The sequence below is a fragment of the Meridianimarinicoccus roseus genome (assembly GCF_003172915.1).
Taxonomy (GTDB): domain Bacteria; phylum Pseudomonadota; class Alphaproteobacteria; order Rhodobacterales; family Rhodobacteraceae; genus Meridianimarinicoccus; species Meridianimarinicoccus roseus.
Genome location: NZ_QGKU01000015.1, coordinates 113,870 through 138,597 on the forward strand (window position 1 = coordinate 113,870; position 24,728 = coordinate 138,597).

General features: G+C 69.1%; 25 protein-coding genes. 19 read left to right on the top strand and 6 right to left on the bottom strand.

The window, feature by feature from the left end; genetic code table 11:
- Nucleotides 1–17 precede the first annotated feature (17 nt).
- Nucleotides 18–767, top strand: coding sequence for a pyridoxine 5'-phosphate synthase (locus DKT77_RS04285; protein ID WP_109810494.1), 750 nt, complete (start codon nt 18–20; stop codon nt 765–767).
- A 3-nt stretch (nt 768–770) separates the two neighbouring features.
- Here the strand turns inward: DKT77_RS04285 and DKT77_RS04290 are convergent, their stop codons facing one another.
- From DKT77_RS04290 to fsa, 4 genes are all read right to left on the bottom strand, one after another.
- Nucleotides 771–1,391: a hypothetical protein gene (locus tag DKT77_RS04290; protein ID WP_109810495.1), complete on the bottom strand. Its 621-nt coding sequence runs from the start codon at nt 1,389–1,391 to the stop codon at nt 771–773.
- 226 nt (nt 1,392–1,617) lie between these two features.
- Nucleotides 1,618–2,538 carry a tyrosine recombinase XerC gene (locus DKT77_RS04295; RefSeq protein WP_109810496.1) on the bottom strand — a complete coding sequence of 307 codons (921 nt, stop codon included), beginning with the start codon at nt 2,536–2,538 and terminating at the stop codon, nt 1,618–1,620.
- Nucleotides 2,535–3,251, bottom strand: a complete 717-nt coding sequence (locus DKT77_RS04300) for a DUF484 family protein (RefSeq protein ID WP_109810497.1) — start codon at nt 3,249–3,251, stop codon at nt 2,535–2,537. Before DKT77_RS04300 ends, DKT77_RS04295 begins: the two co-directional genes overlap by 4 nt.
- Before the next feature lie 42 nt (nt 3,252–3,293).
- A complete protein-coding gene (fsa, locus tag DKT77_RS04305; protein ID WP_109810498.1) occupies nt 3,294–3,947 on the bottom strand; it encodes a fructose-6-phosphate aldolase in 654 nt (217 codons plus the stop codon).
- A gap of 125 nt (nt 3,948–4,072) precedes the next feature.
- On the opposite strand from fsa, the gene DKT77_RS04310 reads away from it, so the two are divergent.
- The 4 genes from DKT77_RS04310 (at nt 4,073) to DKT77_RS04325 (ending at nt 9,416) form a co-directional block, all read left to right on the top strand.
- Nucleotides 4,073–6,265 carry a primosomal protein N' gene (locus tag DKT77_RS04310; RefSeq protein WP_109810499.1) on the top strand — a complete coding sequence of 731 codons (2,193 nt, stop codon included), beginning with the start codon at nt 4,073–4,075 and terminating at the stop codon, nt 6,263–6,265.
- Between the two features lie 213 nt (nt 6,266–6,478).
- The gene (locus tag DKT77_RS04315) at nt 6,479–7,714 is read left to right on the top strand and encodes an MFS transporter (RefSeq protein ID WP_109810539.1); all 1,236 of its coding nucleotides are present in this window, start codon (nt 6,479–6,481) and stop codon (nt 7,712–7,714) included.
- Between the two features lie 65 nt (nt 7,715–7,779).
- Nucleotides 7,780–8,442, top strand: coding sequence for a peptide-methionine (S)-S-oxide reductase MsrA (msrA, locus tag DKT77_RS04320; protein ID WP_109810500.1), 663 nt, complete (start codon nt 7,780–7,782; stop codon nt 8,440–8,442).
- Nucleotides 8,443–8,546: 104 nt separating this feature from the next.
- Nucleotides 8,547–9,416 carry a 50S ribosomal protein L11 methyltransferase gene (locus tag DKT77_RS04325; RefSeq protein ID WP_109810501.1) on the top strand — a complete coding sequence of 290 codons (870 nt, stop codon included), beginning with the start codon at nt 8,547–8,549 and terminating at the stop codon, nt 9,414–9,416.
- Between the two features lie 668 nt (nt 9,417–10,084).
- Here the strand turns inward: DKT77_RS04325 and DKT77_RS04330 are convergent.
- Nucleotides 10,085–10,294 carry a DUF1127 domain-containing protein gene (locus tag DKT77_RS04330; protein WP_109810502.1) on the bottom strand — a complete coding sequence of 70 codons (210 nt, stop codon included), beginning with the start codon at nt 10,292–10,294 and terminating at the stop codon, nt 10,085–10,087.
- Between the two features lie 351 nt (nt 10,295–10,645).
- On the opposite strand from DKT77_RS04330, the gene ruvC reads away from it, so the two are divergent.
- The 4 genes from ruvC (at nt 10,646) to DKT77_RS04350 (ending at nt 13,819) form a co-directional block, all read left to right on the top strand.
- Nucleotides 10,646–11,152, top strand: coding sequence for a crossover junction endodeoxyribonuclease RuvC (gene ruvC, locus DKT77_RS04335; RefSeq protein ID WP_109810503.1), 507 nt, complete (start codon nt 10,646–10,648; stop codon nt 11,150–11,152).
- A complete protein-coding gene (gene ruvA / locus DKT77_RS04340) occupies nt 11,149–11,823 on the top strand; it encodes a Holliday junction branch migration protein RuvA (protein ID WP_109810504.1) in 675 nt (224 codons plus the stop codon). Before ruvC ends, ruvA begins: the two co-directional genes overlap by 4 nt.
- Before the next feature lie 4 nt (nt 11,824–11,827).
- Nucleotides 11,828–12,889: a Holliday junction branch migration DNA helicase RuvB gene (gene ruvB / locus DKT77_RS04345; RefSeq protein WP_109810505.1), complete on the top strand. Its 1,062-nt coding sequence runs from the start codon at nt 11,828–11,830 to the stop codon at nt 12,887–12,889.
- A gap of 288 nt (nt 12,890–13,177) precedes the next feature.
- Entirely contained in the window at nt 13,178–13,819 is a 642-nt protein-coding gene (locus DKT77_RS04350) for a hypothetical protein (protein ID WP_109810506.1), read from the top strand.
- A gap of 85 nt (nt 13,820–13,904) precedes the next feature.
- Here DKT77_RS04350 and DKT77_RS04355 read toward each other — a convergent pair whose 3' ends face one another.
- A complete protein-coding gene (locus tag DKT77_RS04355) occupies nt 13,905–14,651 on the bottom strand; it encodes a helix-turn-helix transcriptional regulator (protein WP_109810507.1) in 747 nt (248 codons plus the stop codon).
- Between the two features lie 176 nt (nt 14,652–14,827).
- Here DKT77_RS04355 and DKT77_RS04360 point away from each other — a divergent pair, with 176 nt between their 5' ends.
- The 10 genes from DKT77_RS04360 (at nt 14,828) to ftsH (ending at nt 24,651) form a co-directional block, all read left to right on the top strand.
- Nucleotides 14,828–15,481, top strand: coding sequence for a VPLPA-CTERM sorting domain-containing protein (locus DKT77_RS04360; RefSeq protein WP_109810508.1), 654 nt, complete (start codon nt 14,828–14,830; stop codon nt 15,479–15,481).
- A 309-nt stretch (nt 15,482–15,790) separates the two neighbouring features.
- Nucleotides 15,791–16,210: a tol-pal system-associated acyl-CoA thioesterase gene (ybgC, locus tag DKT77_RS04365; RefSeq protein WP_109810509.1), complete on the top strand. Its 420-nt coding sequence runs from the start codon at nt 15,791–15,793 to the stop codon at nt 16,208–16,210.
- A gap of 206 nt (nt 16,211–16,416) precedes the next feature.
- On the top strand, nt 16,417–17,088 hold the full coding sequence (gene tolQ, locus DKT77_RS04370; protein WP_109810510.1) for a protein TolQ: 672 nt from the start codon (nt 16,417–16,419) through the stop codon (nt 17,086–17,088).
- Complete coding sequence (tolR, locus tag DKT77_RS04375; protein ID WP_109810511.1) at nt 17,088–17,582, top strand: protein TolR; 495 nt, start codon at nt 17,088–17,090, stop codon at nt 17,580–17,582. Before tolQ ends, tolR begins: the two co-directional genes overlap by 1 nt.
- A gap of 9 nt (nt 17,583–17,591) precedes the next feature.
- Nucleotides 17,592–18,650, top strand: a complete 1,059-nt coding sequence (locus tag DKT77_RS04380) for a hypothetical protein (RefSeq protein WP_109810512.1) — start codon at nt 17,592–17,594, stop codon at nt 18,648–18,650.
- A 2-nt stretch (nt 18,651–18,652) separates the two neighbouring features.
- On the top strand, nt 18,653–19,975 hold the full coding sequence (gene tolB / locus DKT77_RS04385) for a Tol-Pal system beta propeller repeat protein TolB (protein WP_420798290.1): 1,323 nt from the start codon (nt 18,653–18,655) through the stop codon (nt 19,973–19,975).
- A gap of 70 nt (nt 19,976–20,045) precedes the next feature.
- Nucleotides 20,046–20,537, top strand: a complete 492-nt coding sequence (gene pal, locus DKT77_RS04390; RefSeq protein WP_109810514.1) for a peptidoglycan-associated lipoprotein Pal — start codon at nt 20,046–20,048, stop codon at nt 20,535–20,537.
- The gene (locus DKT77_RS04395) at nt 20,534–21,364 is read left to right on the top strand and encodes a tetratricopeptide repeat protein (RefSeq protein ID WP_338016059.1); all 831 of its coding nucleotides are present in this window, start codon (nt 20,534–20,536) and stop codon (nt 21,362–21,364) included. Before pal ends, DKT77_RS04395 begins: the two co-directional genes overlap by 4 nt.
- Nucleotides 21,361–22,653, top strand: coding sequence for a tRNA lysidine(34) synthetase TilS (gene tilS, locus DKT77_RS04400; RefSeq protein WP_238547677.1), 1,293 nt, complete (start codon nt 21,361–21,363; stop codon nt 22,651–22,653). Before DKT77_RS04395 ends, tilS begins: the two co-directional genes overlap by 4 nt.
- Nucleotides 22,654–22,725: 72 nt before the next feature.
- Nucleotides 22,726–24,651 (top strand): ATP-dependent zinc metalloprotease FtsH, encoded by a 1,926-nt coding sequence (gene ftsH, locus DKT77_RS04405; RefSeq protein ID WP_109810516.1) that lies wholly within the window; start codon nt 22,726–22,728, stop codon nt 24,649–24,651.
- Nucleotides 24,652–24,728 lie beyond the last annotated feature (77 nt).

The window sequence follows — 24,728 nt, forward strand, 5'->3', positions numbered from 1 at the left end:
TTGAAAGGACCCGCGGCATGTCAGCCCATCCCCTCCGCCTAGGCGTGAACATCGACCACGTCGCCACCGTGCGCAACGCGCGCGGCAGTGCCTATCCCGACCCGCTGCGCGCCGCGCTGCTGGCCGAAGCCGCCGGCGCCGACGGGATAACCGCCCATCTGCGCGAGGACCGGCGCCACATCACCGATGCGGATATAGAGGCGCTGTCGGCCGGATTGTCGGTGCCGCTGAATTTCGAGATGGCGGCAACCGATGAAATGCAGGCGATCGCGCTGCGCCATCGTCCCCATGCCGTGTGCATCGTGCCCGAGAAGCGCGAGGAGCGCACGACGGAAGGCGGTCTGGAGGTCGCCCGCGAGGAAAACCGGCTGGCCCATTTCATCGCGCCTCTGCGCGAGGCGGGCTGCCGGGTGTCGATCTTCATTGCCGCCGATCAACGCCAGATCGAAGCCGCGCACCGGATCGGCGCGCCGGTAATCGAACTGCACACCGGCGCCTATTGTGACCTCCATGCCGAAGGCCGTCACGCCGAACGCGATGTCGAACTGGCGCGGTTGGCCGAGATGGCCGCCTTCGCCCACGACCTCGGGCTGGAAGTCCATGCCGGCCACGGGCTGACCTACGACACGGTGGCGCCTGTGGCCGCGTTTCCGCAGGTGCGGGAGTTGAACATCGGACATTTCCTGATCGGAGAGGCGATATTCACCGGTCTGGAGACCGCCATCGGCGAAATGCGTGCCCGGATGGACGCCGCCCGCGCGCCGTGATCGTCAGCGGGTGTGACGCCGCGCGCGGCTTGCGCCCAGCAGGCCAATCGTGCTGCCAAGAAGGAAGATTCCTGCGGGCAGAGGCACCGTGCCGGGCTGTGGTGCGTCGGAGGTGACCGCGCCGAACACGATGTCGCGCAGCCCGCACCTAAGGTCGAAATTGAAATCGCAGGTGAAGACAACCGACCCGATGGCAGCGGTCGTGGTGATGCCGCCGAAGACCAGCGATGGCCCGAACCCGGCGCTGCCAAGAAGGCTGCCGGACCCGTCTGGGCCGGAATAAATCAGGATGCGGCCGCCATCGACCGGATTGGTCTGCACCCCGACGCCGTTCACCGGGTCGCTGAAGGTCAGCCCGACATGCGGGGTGGCCGACCCGAAGAACCCTGCGCCGTTGAGAATAAGATCGTCGCTGCGTACGCTGGAGAGGGCGCCGAAGAAGGTTGCACCCGGTGTGGCGGCACTGATGTCGGCGGTGGTCTGACCGATGAAGGTCGAGGTGTCGATCAGGGTGTACCCCGGATCAAGCGCTGCAGTGAAGGTTGCGCGGTCGGTGAAAGTGGTGGCCCCGGCCGGAGCGACAGCCCCGAGCAGGGTCGCAAGCGTCAACAGATTACGGATCAACGGTCGTCCTCCCCTCAATGGCGATATCGGTGAGTGTCGCGCAAACATGACCCAAGGGCAAGCTGTGGCAGGGTAAAAGTTAAGCAATGGTTAACCAGCATGTCGCCAGCCCGACCGCGCCCCGGTCGTCGATACGGCAACATACCTGCGGGCGTTGCAGGCGCGGGGGCAGCGCCCCTCCGGCCCCTGTCACGAGCAGGGACGCACGTATCGGGCGTGCCGACCCTCAGGCGCGCGGGTGGGCGGCGCGGTAGACTGCCATCAGCCGCGCCGCGTCGACCGAGGTATAGGCCTCGGTCGTGGCAAGGCTGGCATGGCCCAACAGCTCCTGGATCGTGCGCAGGTCGCCGCCCCGGTTCAGCAGGTGCGTGGCGAAGGAGTGGCGCAGCGCGTGCGGCGTCGCCGTGGCCGGCAGGCCAAGTTGCATGCGCGCCGCGCGCATCGCCTTCTGCACCAGCGACTGCGACAGCGCGCCGCCGCGCACGCCCCGGAACAGCGGCCCGTCCGGGTTCAGATCGTGCGGGCAGGCTCGGCGATACGCCTCCACCGCTTCGACGGCGGCGGGTAGCACGGGTACCATGCGCTGCTTGCCGCCCTTGCCGGTGATGCGCAGCATTTCGGGCAGCGGCGCGTCGCGCCCGGTCAGCGACAGCGCCTCGGAGATGCGCAGCCCGCAGCCGTAAAGCAGCGTCACCACCGCCGTGTCGCGCGCCGCGACCCAAGGCTCCATCGACTGCAGGTCCACCTGTGCGATGACCGCGCGCGCCGCGTCCTCGTCCAACGGACGGGGCAGCTTGCGCCGGAAGCGAGGTGCGCGGGTGGACAGGACCGGGGTTGCGTCGAACTCCTCGCGGTCGGCCCACCAGCGATAGAAGCTCTTGACCGCGGACAGCCCGCGGGCCAGCGACCGCGCCGACCGGCCGCGCGCGCGTTCCGACGCCATCCAGGCGCGCATCTCGCCCAGGCCCAACCCGCGCAGCGCCGCCGGATCCGCCGCGCCGCCGAGGTGCCGGCCCATGAAGGAAAGGAACCCGGCCACATCCGCGCGGTAGGCGGTGATGGTCGAGGGCGCGGCGTCGTCCAGCGCTGCCAGCGCCGTCAGCCAGTCCGCCAGCCGGTCCGACATGGCCGGGGCGATCAGGCTCATCCCAGCCAGCCGCGCACCAGCCGCTCGCAGACCCGCGCGAAAAGCTCCAGCAGGTCGGTCGCCTGGCCCGGGGCGAAATGGCCCGGATCGTCGGCGCCCAGAACCAGCAGGCCGGGCGCGCGAGTCTCGCCGAGGTTCAGTTGCACAACGGCTTCGGACCGGATGTCCGCCGCGGCGGTGCCATAGACCCGCGGCGCGCCGGACCCGACCTGCCGCAGGATCACCGGATAACGGCGGGCCGAGGTGCTCCCGCCGCTCTGGACCTGCGCAACGCCCCCCGCGGGCAGCACGCTGAGCGCGCCCGAGATCGGATTCAGGTCGCTGTCGGGATTCTCGGTCTCGGCCTCCATGACCAGCCGCACGGCGCGGATGCGCAGACAGTCGGCGACATGCGTATCGAGGTTTTCGAGGAACGCGTCGAAATCGGTCGGCGCGATCATGGTCAGGATCGCGCGATGGACCTGGCTGGTGGTCGAGACGTTGTAATAAGCCGCTGCGATCACGTTCTGGTGCTGGTTCTCCAGCGCATCGAGCCGCGATTCGAGCCGCTGCATCGCCAGCCCGCGCATATCGCGCACATTGGTGCCGCGGGCCGCTTCCTCCGCGCCGACAAGGGCGCGCAGGATATCGGGATCGTCCAGAACGATGCCGGGGTCGGAAATGAGCTGGTCGCGCAGCGCCGGTGCGGCGCTGCCGATCTGGGTGGTGGTCATGCTGCTGCCTCAAGCGTTTTTTGTTTGGGGCAGCCTAGCACATCACAGAATCGTCTGTCCCGTCTTTTCCCAATCCGCCATGAACGCGGCGAGGCCCTTGTCGGTCAGCGGGTGACTGGCCAGTGCCTTGATCACGGCGGGCGGCGCGGTGATCACGTCCGCGCCGATCCGGGCGCTTTGCGCGACATGGTTGGGGGTGCGGATCGACGCGGCCAGGATCTGCGTCTCGAACCCGTAGTTGTCATAGATCTCGCGAATGTCCGCGATCAGGTCCATTCCGTCGAGATGGATGTCGTCCAGCCGCCCGATGAACGGCGAGATGAAGGTCGCGCCCGCCTTGGCAGCGATCAGCGCCTGGTTGGGCGAGAAGCACAGCGTGACGTTGACCATGCGGCCTTCGTCCGAGAAGGTCTTGCAGGCCTTCAGCCCGTCCCAGGTCAGCGGCACCTTGATGGCGATGTTGTCCGCGATCTCGGCCAGCTTGCGTCCTTCGGCGATCATGTCGTCCGCCTTGGTGGCGACCACCTCGGCGCTGACCGGGCCGTCCACGAGCGCGCAGATTTCCTTTGTGACCTCAAGAATGTTGCGGCCCGACTTGGCGATCAGCGACGGGTTGGTGGTGACGCCGTCGACCATGCCAAGCGCGTTCAGTTCGGCAATGGCGTCGATCTCGGCGGTGTCCACGAAGAATTTCATGGCGGTCTCCCTGCTTGACGTGGGTGGGACATGTCCCTGCGCGCCCCGATACCGCAGCGGGCGCGCGGGGGGAAGGGCGCGCTTGCGGTCTTTCCGGCGCGGGCGGGCTTGGGTAAGCGGGGGGCATGGATGATCTGCACTTCGCCTCCGGGGCCGTCGTGGCCGTGCTGACCGCGCAGCCGCTGGACGGGTGCCTCGACTACATCGCGCCCGAAGGCGGTTGCGCGACCGGCGACTTCGTGGAGGTTCCGCTGGGTCCGCGCCGCGTGTTGGGCGTGGTCTGGGGGCCGGGTGAAAGCGGCCTGCCGCGCGAGAAACTGCGCCGGGTGGGGCGGATGCTGGATGCGGCCCCCATGCAGGCGGGGCTGCGGGCCTTTCTGGAACGCGCGGCGGAATACACGCTGACGCCGCTGCCGATGATGCTGCGGCTGGCGACGCGGGTACCTGGGCTGGGCAGCGAGCAGGCGCTGCGGCGGGTCTATCGGCGCGGTGTGGCGGAGCCCGATCGGATGACCGATGCGCGGGCGCGGGTCCTCGACGCGCTGGAAGGCTGGGACGGCGCGCCGGTGACGCAGGCCGAACTGGCCGCAGCGGCGGGCGCGTCCGGGTCGGTGATCAAGGGGCTGGTGGCGCAGGGCGTGCTGGAAGCCGTCGACCTGCCCCGCGATCCGCCCTATCCGCGGCTCGATCCGGCACGGCCGGGCCACCCGCTCTCCGCCGACCAGGGCGTTGCGGCGTCAAGCCTGCGCGCCGCTGTCGCGTCGGGCGCGTACGGGACGACGCTGCTGCAGGGTGTCACCGGGTCGGGCAAGACCGAGGTCTACCTGGAGGCTGTGGCGGAATGCCTGGCGCGCGGGCGGCAGGCCTTGGTGCTGCTGCCCGAGATCGCCCTGACCGCTGAATTCCTGACGCGGGTGGAGGCGCGGTTCGGCGCCCGGCCCGCCGAGTGGCATTCCGGCGTGACCATGGCCGAGCGGCGGCGCGCCTTCGCGATGATCGGGCAGGGGCAGGCGCAGCTTGTGGTCGGGGCGCGTTCGGCGCTGTTCCTGCCCTATCGCGAGCTTGGTCTGATCGTCGTCGACGAGGAACACGACACCTCGTACAAGCAGGAGGAGGGCGTGTTCTACAACGCCCGCGACATGGCGGTTCTGCGCGCCTCGCTGGAGCGGTGCCGCGTGGTGCTGGCCTCGGCCACGCCGAGCCTTGAAAGCTGGGTGAACGCGCAGTCGGGCAAGTACGACCGCTGCGTGCTGACGGCGCGGCACGGCACCGCCGCGCTGCCCCGAATGGCGGCGATCGACATGCGCGGCGAGGACCTGCCGGGTCAGTCCTGGATATCGCCCAGCCTGCGCCGGGCGGTGGCCGCGCGGCTGGAGGCGGGCGAGCAGGCGCTGCTGTTCCTGAACCGGCGCGGCTATGCGCCGGTTACGCTGTGCAGGGCCTGCGGGCACCAGGTGGGCTGCGCGGACTGCGACGCGCGGATGGTCGAACACCGGTTCCTGAAGCGGCTGATGTGCCACCAGTGCGGCGCGTCGCGCCCGATGCCCGAGGCCTGCCCGGCCTGCGGCGCGGAGGGGCGCATGGCCGCCGTCGGTCCGGGGGTGGAGCGGCTGGCCGAGGAGGCGGCGGCGGCGTTTCCGGATGCGCGCCTCGCGGTTCTGTCGTCCGACCTGTTCGGCACCACGCGCGAGTTGAAGGCGCAGATCGAGGCGATCGCCGAAGGTGCGGCGGACATCATCATCGGCACGCAGCTTGTCGCCAAGGGGCACAATTTCCCGCTGCTGACGCTGGTGGGTGTGATCGATGCGGATCTGGGCCTGCAGGGGTCGGACCTGCGCGCGGCGGAACGCACGTTCCAGCTGATGCGGCAGGTGGCGGGGCGCGCGGGCCGCGCGGACCGGCCGGGGGAGGCGCTGCTGCAGACCTTCCAGCCCGAGCATCCGGTGATCCGCGCGATCCTGACCGGCGCGGAGGACGCGTTCTGGAACGCCGAGGCGGACGAGCGGCGGGCGCTGGGCATGCCGCCCTTCGGGCGGATGGCGGGGATCATCCTGTCCGGGCCGGACGTGCAGGCGGTGTTCGACCTTGGCAACGCGCTGGCCCGCAACGCGGATCCGCTGCAGCGGATCGGGGCCGAGGTCTGGGGCCCCGCGCCCGCGCCGATCGCGCGGATCCGCGGGCGGCATCGGGTGCGGCTCCTGGTGCGGGCGCCGCGCGCCGCGCCGCTCCAGGCGGCGCTGGCGCGCTGGATCGCGCCGCTGAAGCTGCGCGGTGGGCTGCGGCTGGCAGTGGACATCGATCCGCAGAGCTTCCTGTGACGCGGACAGCCCCGCGCGCCGCGCGGCGCTGACGCCATGTCCCCACCCCCGCCTGCGCGGGGGCGGGTCCCGCCGCGCGGACCGGCCGGCGGACACGGGAGGATGCGGTCGCGCGCGCCCGGCGCCGTTGGCCCGGGCAGCACCGGCCGGCTTGCGGGCGGGAGCGGTTTTCGCACTCGCCGCCGACGCAGCTTCGCGTTATGGCATGCGCCCATGCGCCGTTCCGTCCTGCCCCTTGCCGATGCCGCCGCCCTCCCGGCCTGGCGGCGCCCCGCCGCACTGCTGGTTCTGATGGCGGCCGCGATGCCGATCGCCTTCGCCACCTGGTCGGCGCTGCTGAACAATTTCGTTGTCGAGGTCGCGGGGTTCGACGGTTCGGATATCGGCTGGCTGCACACGGTGCGCGAGATCCCCGGTTTCCTTGCCGTCGGGGTGATCGCCCTGCTGATGTTGGTGCGCGAGCAGGTGCTGGGGCTTGTCGCGCTCGTGCTGCTGGGGGTCGCCACCGCCCTGACCGCGCAGTTCCCCGGCCTTGGCGGCATCCTTGCGATCACGCTGCTCAGTTCCATCGGCTTCCACTACTTCGAGACGGTGAACCAGTCGCTGCAACTGCAATGGCTGCCGGTGGACAGCGCGCCGCGGATGCTTGGCTGGCTGACGGCGGTCGGGTCGGCCGCGGCCTTCGTCTCCTACGGGGCGGTGGTGGCGAGCTGGACCGCGCTGTCGCTCGATTTCAACACGGTCTACATGGTGTCGGGCGGCATCACCGCCGCGCTGGCGCTGGCCGCGCTGCTGCTTTATCCGAACTTCGCCGCTCCCGCGCCGCAGTCCCACCGCATGGTGCTGCGCCGCCGCTACTGGCTGTATTACGCGCTGCAATTCGTGGCCGGCGCGCGGCGGCAGATCTTCGTCGTCTTCGCCGCCTTCATGATGGTCGAGAAATTCGGCTTCGAGGTGCACGAGGTCACCATGCTGTTCCTCGCCAATTTCGTCGCCAGCGCCGTCGCGGCGCCGCTGATGGGCCGCGCGGTGGGACGCTTCGGCGAACGCGCGGCGCTGAGCGCGGAGTATGTCGGCCTGAGCCTCGTGTTTCTCGCCTACGGCGGACTCTACCTTTTCGGCTGGGGCGTGACGCTGGCGATCGCGCTTTACGTGATCGACCACCTGCTGTTCTCGCTCGCCTTCGCGCTGCGCACCTATTTCCAGAAGATCGCGGACCCCGCCGACATCGCACCGACCAACGCCGTCGCGTTCACCATCAACCACATCGCCGCCGTGTTCCTGCCCGCGCTGCTGGGCTACCTCTGGCTCACTTCGCCCCCCGCCGTGTTCGGGCTGGCGGCGGGCTTGGCGGTTGTCTCGCTCGGTCTTGCGCTGATGATCCCGCGCCATCCCGGCCCGGGTCGGGAAACCGTGTTCGCCGCCCCCGCCCGCCCGCTGCAGACGTGACGCGATGGCGTGTTTCCCGACCTGAGAATCGCGCTATACTGCCGGGTCAAGAGGGGGATCTACGAATGTTCTTTTTTCAGACCAAGAAAGCGGTGATGGTGAAGCCCGAACACGCGCTGCCCGGCCGTTCGGCACCCATCGAGACAGCCGAGACGCATTTCCTGACCGGCCGTCCGCTGGCCGCCGCCGTCCCCGATGGCATGGCCGAGGCGATGTTCGGCATGGGCTGCTTCTGGGGCGTGGAGCGGATGTTCTGGCAACGTCCCGGCGTCTGGCTGACGATGGTCGGCTACGCGGGCGGGTTCACGCCCAACCCGACCTACCAGGAGGTCTGCACCGGCCGCACCGGCCACAACGAGGTCGTGCGCCTGATCTTCGATCCCGCCGAGATCGGCTATGGCGACCTTCTGAAGGTTTTCTGGGAAGGCCATGACCCCACGCAGGGGATGCGGCAGGGCAACGACGTAGGCACGCAGTACCGTTCGGGCATCTACACCTACGATGCCGCCCAGCAGAAGGCGGCGCAGGCGTCGCTCGCTGCGATGGCCCCGCGCTTCGAGGCCGCCCGCTTCGGCGCCCCCACGACCGAGGTGCTGCCCGCCCCGACCTTCTACTTCGCCGAGGATTACCATCAGCAATACCTCGCCAAGAACCCCGGCGGCTATTGCGGGCTGGGCGGCACCGGCGTGACCTGTCCGGCGGGGGTGCTGGGCGTCCCGCAGGCCTGAGCCGCGACCGGCATCTTGCGCCGCGACGGGGGACATGACATGCCACCGCCTGCCGGGCCCGCGCGATGGCGCCCGGCGGGACCGCCAACGATAGGTAGCTGACCGTGACCACCTGGACCGCCCTGACCACGCTCGATTCCGGCGATGACGCCCGCACGCTCGCTGATGCGCTGGAAGACTTCAGCCCCGAACCCACCGGCATCGGCGCCTTCGAGATGGAGGACGGGTCCGGCCTGTGGGAAGTCGGTGCCTATTTCGAACAGGCCCCGGACGAGATCGGCCTCGCGCTGCTGGCCGCCGCGCACAATGCGCGCCCCTTCACCGTGTCGGAACTGCCCGAAACCGACTGGGTGGCAAAGGTCCGCCGCGAACTTGCCCCGGTCGAGGCCGGGCGCTTCTTCGTCTACGGCAGCCATGACGCTGACAAGCTGCCCGAGGACCGCATCGGCCTGCTGATCGAGGCGTCGATGGCCTTCGGCACCGGCCATCACGGCACCACGCTGGGCTGCCTGCGCGCGCTAGACCGGTTGGTCGACAAGGGCTTCACCGCCTACCGCGTGGCCGATATAGGTTGCGGCACCGCGGTCCTGGGCATGGCGGCCGCCGCCGTTTGGAACATCACGGTGGTGGCGGGCGACATCGACCCGGTCGCGATCGAGGTGGCCGAGGCGAACCTCGCGGCGAACGGCATGACCGGCCGCGTCAAGTGCTTCGTCGGCGCCGGGTTCGAACATCCAGACTGCACCGCGCAGATGCCCTACGACCTCGTGTTCGCCAACATCCTGAAGGGCCCGCTGGTGGAGCTTGCGCCGCGCATGACACCGGCGGTCCGTCCCGGCGGGCGGGTGATCCTGTCGGGCATTCTGAACGATCAGGCGACCGAAGTGGTGGCCGCCTATGGCGACGCCGGGTTCACCCCGGACGAGACGGATGTGATCGGCGACTGGACGACCCTGACGCTCACCCGCGCCTGACCGCGCGGCCTGTCACGGCCCGCTCCTGCGCGTGCCGCCGCGTTGTTCCAGTTCCAGGACAGCGCCTCCGGATCGCGCTTGTAGACGATCAGGGAGGCCCGCGCCCCGACCCTGAACGCTGTGATCTCGCCCTGAAGGCGGCCGCCCACGCGCGACACCGCGGCGACGGCAGCAGGCAGTTCCGCGACCTTGAAGGGAAGACGGGCAAGGTGGAGCCCGTTCACGGGCATTGGGCGCCGGTCGGGTGGCGCAGCGTAGCGCATGGTTCCAAGGAACGGGCCGTCGTTCGGGCTATCTGCGGATCGGCCGTCCGCGGGGGGGATCCAGGCGGATCACGCGGAGGTCCGTCCAGACATACCGTTGCCGCGTGACACCGCCACGCCGCTGCCGTGGCGCGCGCCGGTTCCCTATGCCGAACGTCGGCCGTCAGATCGCCGCCAGTGTGTCCGCATCGGGCGAGGTGATGCTTGCGCGCGGCAGTCTCAGGGCGCGCCCTTCATCCACCGTTCCGCCGCTCAAGCGTCCCGTCGCCGGTCCGGGCCACCAAGCCCGCGCGCTGCGCCCGCGCCCGCCCGCACGCCGGTCAAGAAAAGGGCCGCGCGATGGGGTTCCATCGGCGGCCCGGTCCGGATCCTGTCCGGGGTGCGCTTGCACCGCTGCGGCTGCTCTCACAGCCCGGCGCTGCGGCGCGCGACACGGTCGATATCGGCCAGGGTGACGCCGATGTCTTCCAGCTCGCGCTGGGTCAGGCGCGCAAGGGCGCGGCGGGTCTTGTAGGCCACGTGCTGCGCGCGAAGGCGGCGGATCAGGCGCCCGAGGGCGGCCGGGGACTGGCCCAGGGCGAAGCCGGGCGAAACGGTGTGGGCATGGGACAACATGGAAGCCTCTTGGGTCGATGATGGACGATCTGCTGAATCGTTGTGCGGTTTGAAAAGTGCAGCTAAGCCGCGCCAGCGGCCGCCGCAATGGTTCAGAATGCAAGGCACACATGCACACGGCGCATGGCTGGGAAGCCGTTAACTTACTGTCATAATTGTGAAAATGTCGCGTGCTTGGGGTGTCGTTTTCAGGCGTTCGCAGCCAGCTTCATGTCGCTTTCAAGCCATTCGGCGCGGTGCGGCGCCTCCGCGCGCCGGGGCCGCGACAGGCCGCCGCGCCGGGCAAGGGCCTTGGCGTATGTTCCTGTTTCGTGCTAGCCGTTGCAAAAGAAACACGGGGCAGGGCGCGGCATGCGGATTTTGGGGATCGATCCGGGGCTCCGGCGGTTGGGCTGGGGCATCGTTGACGTGGACGGGTCCCGCTTCCGCCACCGCGCGCATGGCACCTGCCTGTCGGGCGAGGGCGATCTGGCCACACGCCTGCTTGCGCTGCACGGCGCGCTCAGCGCGGTGGTGGCGCGCCACGCACCGACCCACGCGGCTGTGGAGCAGACCTTCGTGAACCGCGACCCCGTCGGCACGCTGAAGCTGGGGCAGGCCCGCGCCATCGCGCTGCTGGTGCCCGCGCAGGCAGGGCTTCCGGTGGGTGAATACGCGCCCAATGCCGTGAAGAAGGCGGTGGTCGGCGTCGGCCACGCGGACAAGGCACAGATCGCGCACATGATCGGGTTGCAGTTCCCGGGCGTGCAGGTGGACGGCCCCGACGCCGCCGACGCGCTGGCGATCGCCATGTGCCACGCGTGGCACCTGCAATCCTCGGGTCGGCTGGCGGCCGCGCTGAAACGGGCGGCGTCATGATCGGGCGGCTGTCGGGGCAACTGGCCTATCGCGCCGCCGATCACGTGATGATCGACGTGGGTGGGGTCGGGTATCTGGTCTATTGTTCCGACCGTACGATGGCGGGGCTGCCCGCCAAGGGCGGGTTCGTGTCGCTCTATACCGATCTGTTGGTGCGCGAGGACCTGTTGCAGCTGTTCGGGTTCCAGACGCTGGCGGAAAAGGAATGGTACCGCCTGTTGACCACGGTGCAAGGTGTCGGCGCCAAGGCGGCTGTGGCGATCCTCGGCACGCTCGGGCCGGACGGGGTGAGCCGCGCCATCGCGCTGGGCGACGCCGCTGCGGTAAAGGCCGCGCCGGGTGTCGGGCCCAAGATAGCGCAGCGCGTCGTGAACGAGTTGCGGGACAAGGCGCCGTCGATCATGGCGATGGCGGGGGTCGGAGCGCAGCCCGCAGCGCCCGCCAGCCCGCACGCCGGGACTGGTGCCGCGGCCCCGGTGCCCGCTCCGCAGGCGGCCGCCGCGCCCGCCAATGCCACGGCGCAGTCTGACGCGCTGTCGGCGCTGACCAATCTGGGCTACAGCGCCTCCGATGCCGCCGCCGCCGTTGCGCAGGCTGCCGGAGAGGCGCCGGACGCGCCGACAGAAACCCTGATCCGCGCCGCGCTGCGCCTGCTGGCACCGAAGGACTGACCCGATGACGGACGCGCCCGATCCGGCCGAAGGTGCCCGTGACGGGCTGAACCCCGACCTGCGCCCCGACCCGCTGCCCGAAGACCGGGATCGCGCCCTGCGCCCGCAAAGTCTTGACGAATTTACAGGGCAGGCCGAGGCGCGCGCGAACCTGCGGGTATTCATAGCCTCCGCCCGTCAGCGCGGCGAGGCGATGGACCACACGCTGTTCCACGGCCCGCCGGGGCTGGGCAAGACCACGCTGGCGCAGATCATCGCGCGCGAGCTGGGCGTGAACTTCCGGATGACCTCGGGGCCGGTGCTGGCCAAGGCCGGGGACCTTGCCGCGATCCTGACCAATCTCGAAGCGCGCGACGTTCTGTTCATCGACGAGATCCACCGCCTGAACCCGGCGGTGGAAGAGGTGCTCTATCCCGCGCTCGAGGATTACGAGCTGGACCTCGTGATCGGCGAGGGGCCGGCCGCGCGCACGGTGCGCATCGAATTGCAGCCCTTCACGCTGATCGGCGCGACGACGCGGCTTGGGCTGCTGACCACGCCTCTGCGCGACCGTTTCGGGATCCCCACGCGGCTCGATTTCTACACTGTGGAGGAGCTGGACAAGATCGTCACGCGCGGGGCGCGGTTGATGGGCGTGCCCGCCGATCCCGCTGGCGCGCGCGAGATCGCCCGCCGTGCGCGGGGCACGCCGCGCATCGCCGGGCGGCTCCTGCGCCGGGTGGTGGATTTCGCGGTGGTCGAGGGCGACGGGCGCATCGACCGGGCCATCGCCGACAGCGCGCTGACGCGGCTCGGCGTGGACGACCGCGGGCTCGACGGGGCCGACCGGCGCTACCTGCGGCTGATGGCCGATCACTACGGCGGCGGCCCGGTCGGGATCGAGACGCTGTCGGCGGCGTTGTCCGAAAGCCGCGACGCGCTGGAAGAGGTGATCGAGCCGTACCTTCTGCAACAGGGGCTGATCCAGCGCACCCCGCGCGGCCGGATGCTGGCGCGCGATGCCTGGGGACACCTTGGCCTTGCCCCGCCGCGCCGCCCGCAGGATGATCTTTTCGGCGAGGGCTGACCGACCGGGCCGGGACGACCGGGGCGGGGGGCTCCCGCCCGTCGCACGAGCATCGCAGATGCGCGGCTCCCGTTGGGCCCGGCGCGGCGCCGGCGCGCCGCGCGGTCGCGCGCCGTGAAGCCCGCCCCGCCCCGCCCCAAAGGCCAAGCCCTGTCCTGCGCGCGCCGGGTGCAGGCGGGCTCGGGGCAGGCGGCCCGCGCGGTGCCCCGTCCCGGTCGCCTTGCCCGCGGCCCACCGGCACGCCGTCCCCCGGTTGCCCCACTGCCCCGCCCCGGGCATAAAGCCCCCATGCCCGCGAACCCGCTTACGCCCGCAGCCGTCACGGCCCTCTTCACCCGCTCAGACGGCCGCTTCCTCTTTGCCCGCTGGGGCCGCCCCATCGCCCCGGTGATCTTCGGCGTCACCGAGGACAGCATCCCCGCGCTGAAGGGCGCGATCGAGGCTGTCGTCGCTCTGGCCGGCCACCGCATGGCCGAAACCGACCCGGAGCTTGGCGCCAACCTGATGGTGTTTTTCGTGCGCGACTGGGACGAGTTGACCGCCACACCCAATCTCGACCGCATGATCCCGGATCTCGGCCCGCTCACCGCCCGGCTCAAGGCCGCGGACGCGAACCAGTACCGCATCTTCCGTTTCGACGAGGCGGGCGGGATCAAGGCCTGCTTCGTCTTCCTGCGCATGGACGACCAGCTTGCCGCGCTCGACGCCGAAACGCTCGCGCTCAGCCAGATGGTGCATTCGGTGCTGCTGTGGTCCGACACGGCCTTCGCGGACCGCTCCGCGCTCGCGCGCACGCCCGAGGGCACTGTCGTGCTGCGCCCCGAGATCGGCGCGCTGATCCGCGCGGCCTATGACCCGGTGCTGCCCGCCGCCGCCGAGGATGCCAGCCACGCGCTCCGGCTCCATGCGCGGATCGGGGCCGGGCAATGACGCGCGCCTGACCGGTATTCGGTGGGTGCGACGTGCGCAGCGCAACAAGCGCATGACACGTGCGGATCAGGGACAGATCAATGGTCTACGGTTCGAACGCGCCGCGCAGAAGGGCAAGGGCAAGGGCCTGTTCCCGCGTGGAAGCGCCCATCTTCTTGCGAACGCTGCGCAGATGCATCCGTACGGTCACTTCGGCAATGCCAAGACTATGCGCGATGCCGATATTGTCCTTCCCACGCGCCAGAAGCTGCATCACGTCCTTTTCCCGTTCGCTCAATGATCTGGAGACCGAGTCCGCGTCGCCAACCGGGTCCGCCTCCATTGGGGCGGACAGGCGCGCGGCCATCAGCGCGGACACTGTCCGGATCAGGATGGAAGTGTTCGGTCCGAACATGCTCCGGGGGTCCTCTAGCGTGGCCATGACCACCACGTTCTCGTGGGTGGCTTGCCGCCACAGATGCCCCCAGAACCACCCGTAGCCATGGTCCAAGAGACGGGTGCGCAGCATCGTGAAACGGGAATCTGGTGGCACGCCGGACAAGGGGATCCCGGCGGCGTGGAGCTCGGGCAGGTGCCCCGTCCGGATACCCTGTGCGAGAGGGTCGATTTCCTCCAGCCCGAGTGCGTCGTATTCCGCGACCCATTCCGCTGGCATCGTCGTGCGCGACCAGAGCGTTTCACGCGTGTCCAGCGTGACGGCACCTGCGCTCAGCGCCGTGGCCCCGACCGTTTGGGACGCTGCGACAATCGCGGCCCAGCGTTCCTCGGGATTGGCTGCAAGTGCCAGACCATCGGTCACATCGCGCAAGACCTGTTCGAAGACCCGCGGCATGGACCAATCCGTGAATTAAGAAATCTTTACGAAAAGCCTAGCGGCATGGAGCAAGTTCGATCAAGCCGGATATCCGTCTCGCGACATATCTATATCGATAGCTTGCCGCGATGCGTGATGCATGGCCCTCTTGGTTAATGACCGGCAGAAGCGGTCGTCAGGATTGGAACAGAGTCATGAGATCAGCACTTCTAGCGGCATGCGTCGCGCTTTGCACCGGCACGGCGGCATCGGCCGCGCTGGTCGTGAACGTCACCGAGGATGCGACCGGCTTCTTTGCCGAATATGCCGGCTCGATCGATCAGAATGGATTGGTTGGCCTATACTCGGCAAGCCTGCAAGGCGGACAACTCTCAGCCGCGAAGAGGGTCAGTAATGCGGGATTCCTCCTTTCATTTGGGGACAACACCTCTTCGTCTGGCCAAGCCTACGAATTTGCCAGCGGCCCAAGCGCTGTGGATATCATTAACGTCGGAATAACTGCCCCTGTGTCGGCCTCTGGCTTGGGCATCCCGCTATTTCTGGGAAGCGACACTTTTACCGCACCATATGTGGTATTCGATAACGCAACTGTTTCAAACGCGTTCTTCCAAGGCTCGAATGCTTGGACCGGGCTCTACAAACCCAGCATTGATCTCGGTACCGCGTTCAATCTCGGCAGCTATGTTTACACGCTGGCCAACGGCGAAACGATCACGCTGAACATCGGGAACAGTTTCGCACAGGCACTGCCGACGTCGGCCGAGGTGCCGCTGCCGGCCGGGCTGCCGCTTCTGGCCACCGGCGCGCTTGTGCTCGTCGCGCTAAGGCGGCGCGGCGGGACAGTATAACCGTCAAGGCGCGAAATGCCGGGTCTTGAAAAGGGCGCCCTCCGGGCGCCCTTTTCTGCGGTGCGCGACTGGACTACGCTGGCACACAGGTCCGAAGCCGACGACAGATCGCCTTGCCCGGCGATGGGCCATGTTCTACGCTCATGCGAAACGACAGGCCTCGTATGGCGGCATGGGGTGACAGCCCCCGCGTCGTTCGAACCGTGCGCGACCCCGGCAGGCCAAACCGCTTTCGACCCGCGTCGGCTTGCGCCCCGGGCACACCTGTGGGGGCCTTGCGTGAAATACAGCCAGGTTTCCGGGGCCGCCATGCACACCCATTCGATCCGCGTCTATTACGAAGACACCGACCTCGCCGGGATCGTCTACTACGCCAATTACCTGAAGTTCACCGAACGCGCGCGGACCGAATTCCTGCGCGGCCTCGGGATCGACCAGGTGGCCATCAAGCGCGACAGCGGCGTGGTCTTCGCCGTCCGCCGGGTGGAGGCCGACTATATCGCGCCCGCGCTCTTCGACGACCTGCTGGCCGTGACCACCGCCGTGACCGCGATCGGCGGCGCGCGGGTGACGCTGGCGCAGGACGTGACGCGCGGCGGTGCGGTTCTGGTGCGCACCCGCGTGACGCTCGCCGCGCTGCGCGAGGATGGCCGCCCGGCCCGGCTGCCGCAGGCCCTGCGCGCCGCGCTGCCCCGGCCCGCGGGCCCGCCGGAGGGACCGCCCGACTGACCGGGCCGGCCGCGCGCCGGGGCGTTCGGCTGCCTGCGGGAGTCCTACGAGAGTCATATGAAAGTCATATGCGATTCCTACGGCCCTCCTACCGCGAAAAAGTGACCGGCCCGCCCCTCGGCGCGGCATGGCGCAGACGCCGCGATTGCGGTATGGTGCTTCCCAACAAAAGCGGCGCAATGGCCGCGGGCAGACAGGCAGACCCCATGGACCCGATAGACTTTTCCTTCTGGGCGCTCTTTGCGCGCGCCACCCTGACCGTGAAGCTGGTGATGCTCCTTCTGATCGGCTCCTCCGTCTGGGCCTGGGCGGTAATCATCTCGAAACACTTGTCTTTTCGCGCCGCGCGACGCGCTGCCGACCGGTTCGACCGCGCCTTCTGGTCGGGCGAGCCGCTGGACGGGCTGTTCGCGGATCTCGTGGACAAGCCTCGCACCGCGCCGGAGCGGATCTTCGTGGCGGGCATGACCGAATGGCACCGCTCCATACGCGACACGGGCGGCATGATCCCCGGCGCGACCGCGCGCATCGACCGGTCCATGGATGTCGCCATCGCCCGCGAATCCGACAGCTTGAACAAGGGTTTGCCGGTTCTGGCGACGATCGGATCGACCGCGCCCTTCGTCGGGCTGTTCGGCACCGTGTGGGGCATCATGCACAGTTTCGAGCAGATCGCGATCAGCCAGAACACGTCGCTCGTCGTCGTGGCGCCGGGCATCGCCGAGGCGCTTCTGGCCACCGGGATCGGGCTGTTGGCGGCGATCCCGGCGGTCGTGTTCTACAACAAGCTGACCACCGACAGCGCCCGCATTGTCGGCGGCTACGAGGTGTTCGCGGACGAGTTCGCCACGCTCCTGTCGCGCGAGGCGGATGACTGATGGGCGCGCACCTGTCCTCTTCCTCGGGCGGGCAGCCCACCGCCCGGCGCGGCCGTTCGCGCCGCAGCCGCGCCGCCGCCCCGATGTCCGAGATCAACGTGACGCCCTTCGTGGACGTGATGCTGGTGCTGCTGGTTATCTTCATGGTCGCGGCGCCGATGATGACGGTCGGTGTGCCGATCGAGTTGCCTGAAACCGCTGCCACATCGCTGCCTGCCAGCGAGGAAGAGCCCCTGACCGTCACGTTGCTGCCCGATGGGCGAGTGATGATCCAGACGACCGAGGTGGAGCCCGCGTCGCTGGTGAGCCGCCTTCAGGCCATCGCGGCTGAGCGGCGGGACGATCAGATCTACCTGCGCGCGGATGGCGGGATCGCCTATGCCCGCGTGATGCAGGTCATGGGCGCGCTGAACGCGGGCGGCTTCGGACGGATCGGGCTGGTGACCGACCCCGGCGGACCGCGTCTTGACGGCACCGACCCGGACGGGCGTTAGGGGCCCGCGATGGATACCGGGTTCAAGGTTTCGCTTGGCGGGCACGCGGCGCTGCTGGCGGTGGCGCTGGTCGGCTGGCCGTTCAGCGCGCCGCGCGATGCCGCGCCGCCCGCATCGGTCAGCGTGACGCTGGTCTCGCCGTCGGACCTGCCTTCGGTCGGCGGGCTCACGCCGCCCGCGGCGCCTGAGATCGCCGAGGAGTTCGCGGCGCTGCCGCCGCCCGCCCGTGAGGACGCGCCGCGCCCACCCGCCCAGCCAGATGCCCCGCCGGTGGCCGAGGATACGCCCCCGCCGCCCGAGCCGCCCGCGCCCGAAGCGCCGCCGCCGCCGGTGGACCGCGTCGCGCCGGTCCCGCAGCCCGCCCCGCCCGAGCCGGTGCGCGAGGGGGATCGCGTTCAGCCCGAGATCGCGGCGACGCCGGATCCCGCCCCCGATGCCATCGATGCCGAGGAACAACAGGCCACGGCCCCCGAGGCCGCGGCGCCGCAGATCGTGACGGAAGCCACCGAAACCACCGAGGCGCCGACGCTTGCGCCCGCCCCGGCGCCGCGCCCGCAGGCGCGTCCGAACCGCCCCGCGCCCGAAGTTGCGGAGGTGCAGCAACCCGTCCGCGAGCCTGATCCGGAACCGATGCCCGAGCCGGAGCCGTCCGCCCCGCCGCAGACCGAACAGGTGCAGGACGCCGTCGCCGCCGCTCTGGCCGAAGCGCTTGGCGCGCAAACCCAGTCGGCCGTGCCAAGCGGTCAGGCGGGCGGTCCGCCGCTGAGCCAGGGCGAACGCGACGGGCTGCGGGTCGCGGTCAGCCGATGCTGGAACTTCGGCGCACTCAGTACCGATGCGGCCAAGGTGACGGTTGTGGTGGGCATGGACATGGGGCTGGACGGCAGTCCCTCAAACCTGCGATTGGTGTCGCAATCGGGCGGATCGGCGGCGGCGGCGCAGCAGGCCTACGACACCGCGCGGCGCGCGATACTGCGCTGCCAGCCTTTCAGTCTTCCGCCCGAAAAATACGAGCAGTGGCGCACGATCGAGATGACCTTCAACCCCGAAGAGATGCGGAGACGATGATGATGACCCGTTTTCTTGCGGCACTGGCCGCCTGCCTTGCCGGGCTGGCCCCGCTGACCGCCGCGGCGCAAACCGGTCCGCTCAGGATCGAGATCACTGAAGGCGTGATCGAGCCGCTGCCGATCGCCATCGCGCCGTTCTTGGCCGAAGGCGGCGCGGCCCAGGCGTTGGCCGACGACATCACTGCCGTGGTACGGGCCGATCTGGAAGGGTCCGGGCTGTTCCGGGCGATTTCGCCGAACGCGTTCATCTCGCCCATCACCAGCTTCGAAAGCCCGGTGCAGTACGCGGACTGGAAGGCGATCAACGCGCAAGGGCTTGTGACCGGCGCGGTGTCGGTGTCGGGTGACCGGATCACCGCGAAGTTCCGCCTGTTCGACGTGTTCTCCGAGGCGCCGCTGGGCGAAGGTCTGCAATTCGCCGGGTCGGGGGATGCCTGGCGCCGCCTTGCGCACAAGATCGCAGATCAGGTTTATGCCCGGATCACCGGCGAGGGCGGCTATTTCGACAGCCGCGTGGTGTTCGTGGCAGAAACCGGCCCGAAGGATGCGCGCCAGAAACGTCTTGCGGTGATGGACTATGACGGCGCGAACCTGTCCTACCTGACCGATGCCAGCACGCTGGTACTGGCGCCGCGCATTTCGCGCGATGGCAGGCAGGTGCTGTTCACCTCGTATGACAGCGGCTTCCCGCGCATCAACCTGCTGGACACAGGCACTCTGCGCACCCGCGCGCTTGAGAACCAGCCGGGCAGCATGACCTTCTCGCCGCGCTTTTCGCCCGATGGCGGAACGGTGCTGTTCTCGCTCTCGCAGGGGGGCAATACCGACCTCTACCGGATGCCGGTTTCGGGCGGCACGCCCACCCGCCTGACCGAGGCCCCGTCGATCGAGACGGCGCCGAGCTACAGCCCCGATGGCCGACAGATCGTGTTCGAAAGCGACCGCTCGGGCAGTCAGCAGCTTTACATCATGCCTGCCGCCGGCGGCGAGGCGCGCAGGATCAGCTTCGGGCCGGGGCGCTATGGCTCCCCTGTGTGGTCGCCGCGCGGAGATCTCGTTGCCTTCACCAAGCAGAACCAGGGCCGGTTCCATATCGGCGTGATGCGCACCGACGGGTCGGAAGAGCGGCTTTTGACCGCGTCCTTCCTCGACGAGGGGCCGACCTGGTCGCCAAACGGCCGTGTCGTTATGTTCACCCGCGAGACCGCCGGGGCGGGCGGGGCGCCCGCGCTCTACTCGGTGGACATCACCGGGCGCAACCTTAAGCGTGTGCCCACCCCCGGCGCGGCGTCGGACCCGGCCTGGTCGCCGCTTCTGGACTGAGCCGCGCTTGCAACCCCGGTTCCGGCTGATAGCGTCGGGCCAGACCGTATTTTCAGGAGGCCCCGTGCCCATGACCCGTTTCTCCCTTCTTTTTGTGCTGACCGCCGCTATGGTGCTGTCGGCCTGCACCGACCGTTTCGGTGGCCCCGGTGCCGGGGCCGCGGGCAGCGCGGCGGGCAGCGCGTCGGACCCGTCCTCCCCCGCCTATTTCCAGCAGTCGGTCGGGGACCGGGTGCTGTTCGCGGTCGACGAAAGCACGCTGAACGCGGCGGCGCGCGCCACGCTGTCGGCGCAGGCCGACTGGCTGAAGGCCAACCGCATGTTCACCGCCGTCATCGAAGGGCACGCGGATGAGCAGGGCACGCGCGAATACAACCTCGCGCTTGGGGCCCGGCGGGCCAGCGCCGCGCAGGAATTCCTGATCGCGCAGGGCGTCGCGCCGGACCGGCTCCGCATTCTCAGCTACGGCAAGGAACGCCCGATCGAGGTCTGTTCCACCGAAAGCTGCTACGCCCAGAACCGCCGCGCGGTGACCGTGCTGGCCACCGGGGCGGGCGCGTGATCCGGGCGGCGGCGCTGGTCTGCGGTCTGCTGCTGGGCGCGCTGCCTGCGGCCGCGCAGGACCGCGACGCCACGCTGGCCGACATCCGTCAGCAGATCACCGTGTTCGAAGTGGAATTGCAGCAGTTGCGCCGCGAGTTGTCCACCACCGGCACGGGCATGTCGGATGGGGGCGGCGCTGTGACGGGTGGGCCAATCGCCCGGCTGGACGCGATCGAGGGTGAACTGCGCCGCCTGACCGCCGCGGTGGAGGAACTCGACTACCGGATCGGGCGCGTCGTCGAGGACGGCACCAACCGCATCGATGATCTGAAGTTCCGCCTGACCGAACTGGAAGGCGGCGATGTCGCGCAGATCCCGCCGACCGAACCGCTGGGCGGCGGCGCGCTGCCCGCGCCGGTCGCGCCGGTGCCGCCGCCTGCCGAGGCGCCGCAACTCGCGGTTGGCGAGCAGGCCGATTTCGACGCCGCGATGGTCCTGACCGAGGACGGCACCCCCGCAGATGCGCTCGCCGCCTTCGATGCTTTCGTGGAAACCTACCCGCGCAGCCCGCTGGCGCCCGAGGCGCATCTGTTCCGGGGCGACATGCTGGTGCAGCTTGGCAACCAGGCGCAGGCAGGACGAGCCTATCTGGAAAGCTATACGCTGGCGGAGATGACCGATCCCGGCCTTGCCGCCGAGGCGCTGTTCAAGCTGGGCGGCAGCCTTGCCGAGCTGGGACAGGTGCCCGAAGCCTGTGTGGCGTTGGGTCAGGTGCCCGCGCGGTTTCCCGGCACGACGGCGGCCGAACAGGCAACCGGGGCGCTGGCGGGGCTGACCTGTCCGTGACACCCGCCGCGGCTTTGTCCGCGGCGCTGGCACGCGACCTGCCGCCGGGAACCGGGCGGGTCGGGCTGGCGGTGTCGGGTGGCGGCGATTCCCTTGCGCTGCTGGTCTTGGCGGCGGACTGGGCCCGCGCCTCGGGCGCGTGTCTGCGGGTCGCCACGGTCGATCACGGCCTGCGCCCGGAAGCTGCATCCGAAGCCTCCTTTGTTGCCGCCAGCGCCCGTGCGCTGGGATTGGCACATGACACGCTGGATTGGCGCGGCCACGATGGCGGCTGGGACGGGCGGGGCAATCTTCAGGCGCGTGCCCGCGAAGCGCGCTACGGCCTGCTGACCGACTGGGCGCAGGCACAGAGACTGGACGCCGTTTGCCTTGGACATACCCTGGACGATCAGGCCGAAACCGTGTTGCTTCGGCTTGCGCGCGGATCGGGAGTGGATGGACTGGCCGGCATCGCCCCGGTGCGGCGTGACCGCGCGGGCGGCCCGCTGTGGCTGCGCCCGTTGCTCGGGGTTCGCCGCGCGGCGCTGCGCGAGGTGCTGCGCGCACGCGGGCTCGACTGGATAGAGGATCCGGGCAATGACGATCCTCGCTTCGACCGGGTGCGGGCGCGGCGTGCGCTGGCGCAGGGCGGCGTGCCCGGCCTCGACGGCCCGACGCTGGCCGAGACCGCGACGCGCATGGCAGCGGCACGGCGCGTGCTGCAGGGCGCGGCCTTCGCCGCCGCGCGGGCGGCGTTGCGCGTGGATCACGGCGCGATCGGGCTGGATGCCGCGCAGCTAGCCACGCTGCCGGACGACACTCGCTGGCGGCTTCTGTCGGCGGCGCTGTGCCGTGTCGGTGGGCAGGTCTACCGTCCGCGCCTGAAGGCGCTGCACCGCGCCGAGGCCGCCATCGCCGCGGGCCGCCGCCACGTTCTGGCGGGTTGCGCGGTCAGCGTTGCGCCCGGACGCTCGTCGCCTGCGACGATCTGGATCGACCGCGAACCCGCCGCGCTGGCAGGTCGCCGCGCCCCCGTGCCGGGCGACTGGGACGGACGCTGGCGGATCGAAGGGCCGCCTTCGCCGGACCTTCACCTTGCGGCGCTCGGGCCCGAGGGTCTTGCGCAGCGGCCAGGTTGGCGCGCCGCCGGGCTTCGCCGCGCCGCGTTGCTGACCGCACCGGGCATCTGGCAAGGCACGCGACTGGTTGCCGCCCCCAGCCTGCCCGCCGCGCTTGACGACGGCGGCCACTGGCAATGCCGTCCTGTTTGGGATAAGATTGCAGCCTGTGGCGACCTGTGCCCGGATTGAACTGCGCGCCTTGGTGTCTATGTCTAGGCGAAGCCATGCGGCGCTGTCCGCGGACCAATAAGGAGATCCCCCTTGGGAAACGCTCGTAACATCGCCTTCTGGGTCGTTTTGTTCCTGCTGATTCTTGCGCTGTTCAACCTGTTCAGCGGCGGCCAGTCGACGATGTCCTCACGGTCGCTCAGCTATTCCGAATTCGTTCAGCGGGTCGAGAACGGCGATGTGAACACCGTCACGCTGGATGGCGAGAAGGTCATGTTCCGCGGCGGGGACGGTCAGGATTACGTCACCATCGTCCCGCAGGGCACGGAGGTGACCGAACGGCTGCTGGCCAATGACGTTACCGTCAATGCCCGCCCGCAGGAACAGTCCGGTTTCACCACGCTTCTGATGACGTTCCTGCCCTTCCTTCTGCTGATCGGCGTCTGGATCTATTTCATGAACCGGATGCAGGGCGGCGGGCGCGGCGGCGCGATGGGCTTCGGCAAGTCCAAGGCCAAGCTGTTGACCGAAAAGCACGGGCGCGTGACCTTCGACGACGTCGCGGGCATCGACGAGGCCAAGGAAGAACTTGAGGAGATCGTGGAATTCCTGCGTAATCCGCAGAAATTCTCGCGGCTCGGCGGCAAGATCCCCAAGGGCGCGCTTCTGGTCGGCCCTCCGGGCACCGGTAAGACACTTCTGGCGCGTGCCATCGCTGGCGAAGCGGGCGTGCCGTTCTTCACCATCTCCGGCTCCGACTTCGTGGAGATGTTCGTCGGTGTCGGTGCTTCCCGCGTGCGCGACATGTTCGAGCAGGCCAAGAAGAACGCGCCCTGCATCGTCTTCATCGACGAGATCGACGCAGTGGGCCGGTCGCGCGGTGTCGGCTATGGCGGTGGCAACGACGAGCGTGAACAGACGCTGAACCAGCTTCTGGTCGAGATGGACGGTTTCGAGGCGAACGAAGGCATCATCATCGTCGCGGCCACGAACCGCCCCGATGTGCTGGACCCCGCGTTGCTGCGTCCTGGCCGCTTCGACCGTCAGGTTCAGGTTCCCAACCCCGACATCAAGGGGCGCGAGCGTATTCTGGGCGTCCATGCGCGGAAGGTGCCGCTTGGCCCGAACGTGGATTTGCGCATCATCGCGCGCGGCACTCCTGGCTTCTCGGGCGCTGATCTGGCCAACCTCGTGAACGAAGCGGCATTGATGGCCGCGCGCATCGGGCGCCGATTTGTCACGATGGAGGATTTCGAGAACGCGAAGGACAAGGTCATGATGGGTGCGGAGCGCCGGTCGATGGTCATGACGGAAGATGAAAAGAAGCTGACCGCCTATCACGAGGCGGGACACGCCGTGGTGGGGCTTTACGTTCCGCAGCACGACCCGATCCACAAGGCGACGATCATCCCGCGTGGCCGCGCCCTGGGATTGGTCATGTCGCTGCCGGAACGGGACCAGTTGTCGGTGAGCTACACCAAGTACAAGTCCAAGATTGCCATGGCGATGGGCGGCAAGGTCGCCGAGGAGCTGGTATTCGGCAAGGAAAACGTCACCTCCGGCGCCGCTTCGGACATTCAGCAGGTTTCCAAGATCGCGCGGGCGATGGTCACGCAATTCGGATTTTCGGACGATCTGGGCAATATCGACTATGCCAACCAGCAGGAAAGCTACCTCGGGGCCTACCAAGGCGCGTCCAGCAATTCGCCCGACACCCAGCAGAAGATCGACGCCGAGGTGCGCAAGCTGGTGGACGAGGGCTATGAGACCGCCAAGCGCGTGCTGACGGAACATGCCGAAGAACATCACCGGCTGGCGGAAGCGCTTCTGGAATACGAAACGCTCACCGGTCCGGAAATCACCAAGGTGATGAACGGCGAGCCGCTTAACCGCGGCGACGACGAGGATGATACGCCGTCGGGCAACGTGTCGTCCCTGACATCGATCCCGAAGACCAAGACAAAAACCAAGCCGTCGGGTGACAGTGGCCCTGAGCCTGAGCCGGAACCCTCTGCCTGACGCCACGCGGTGTCTTGAAATCTTCACAAAACGGCCCCGCATGGCGGGGCCGTTTTCGTTTGCCAGCCCGCCGGGCA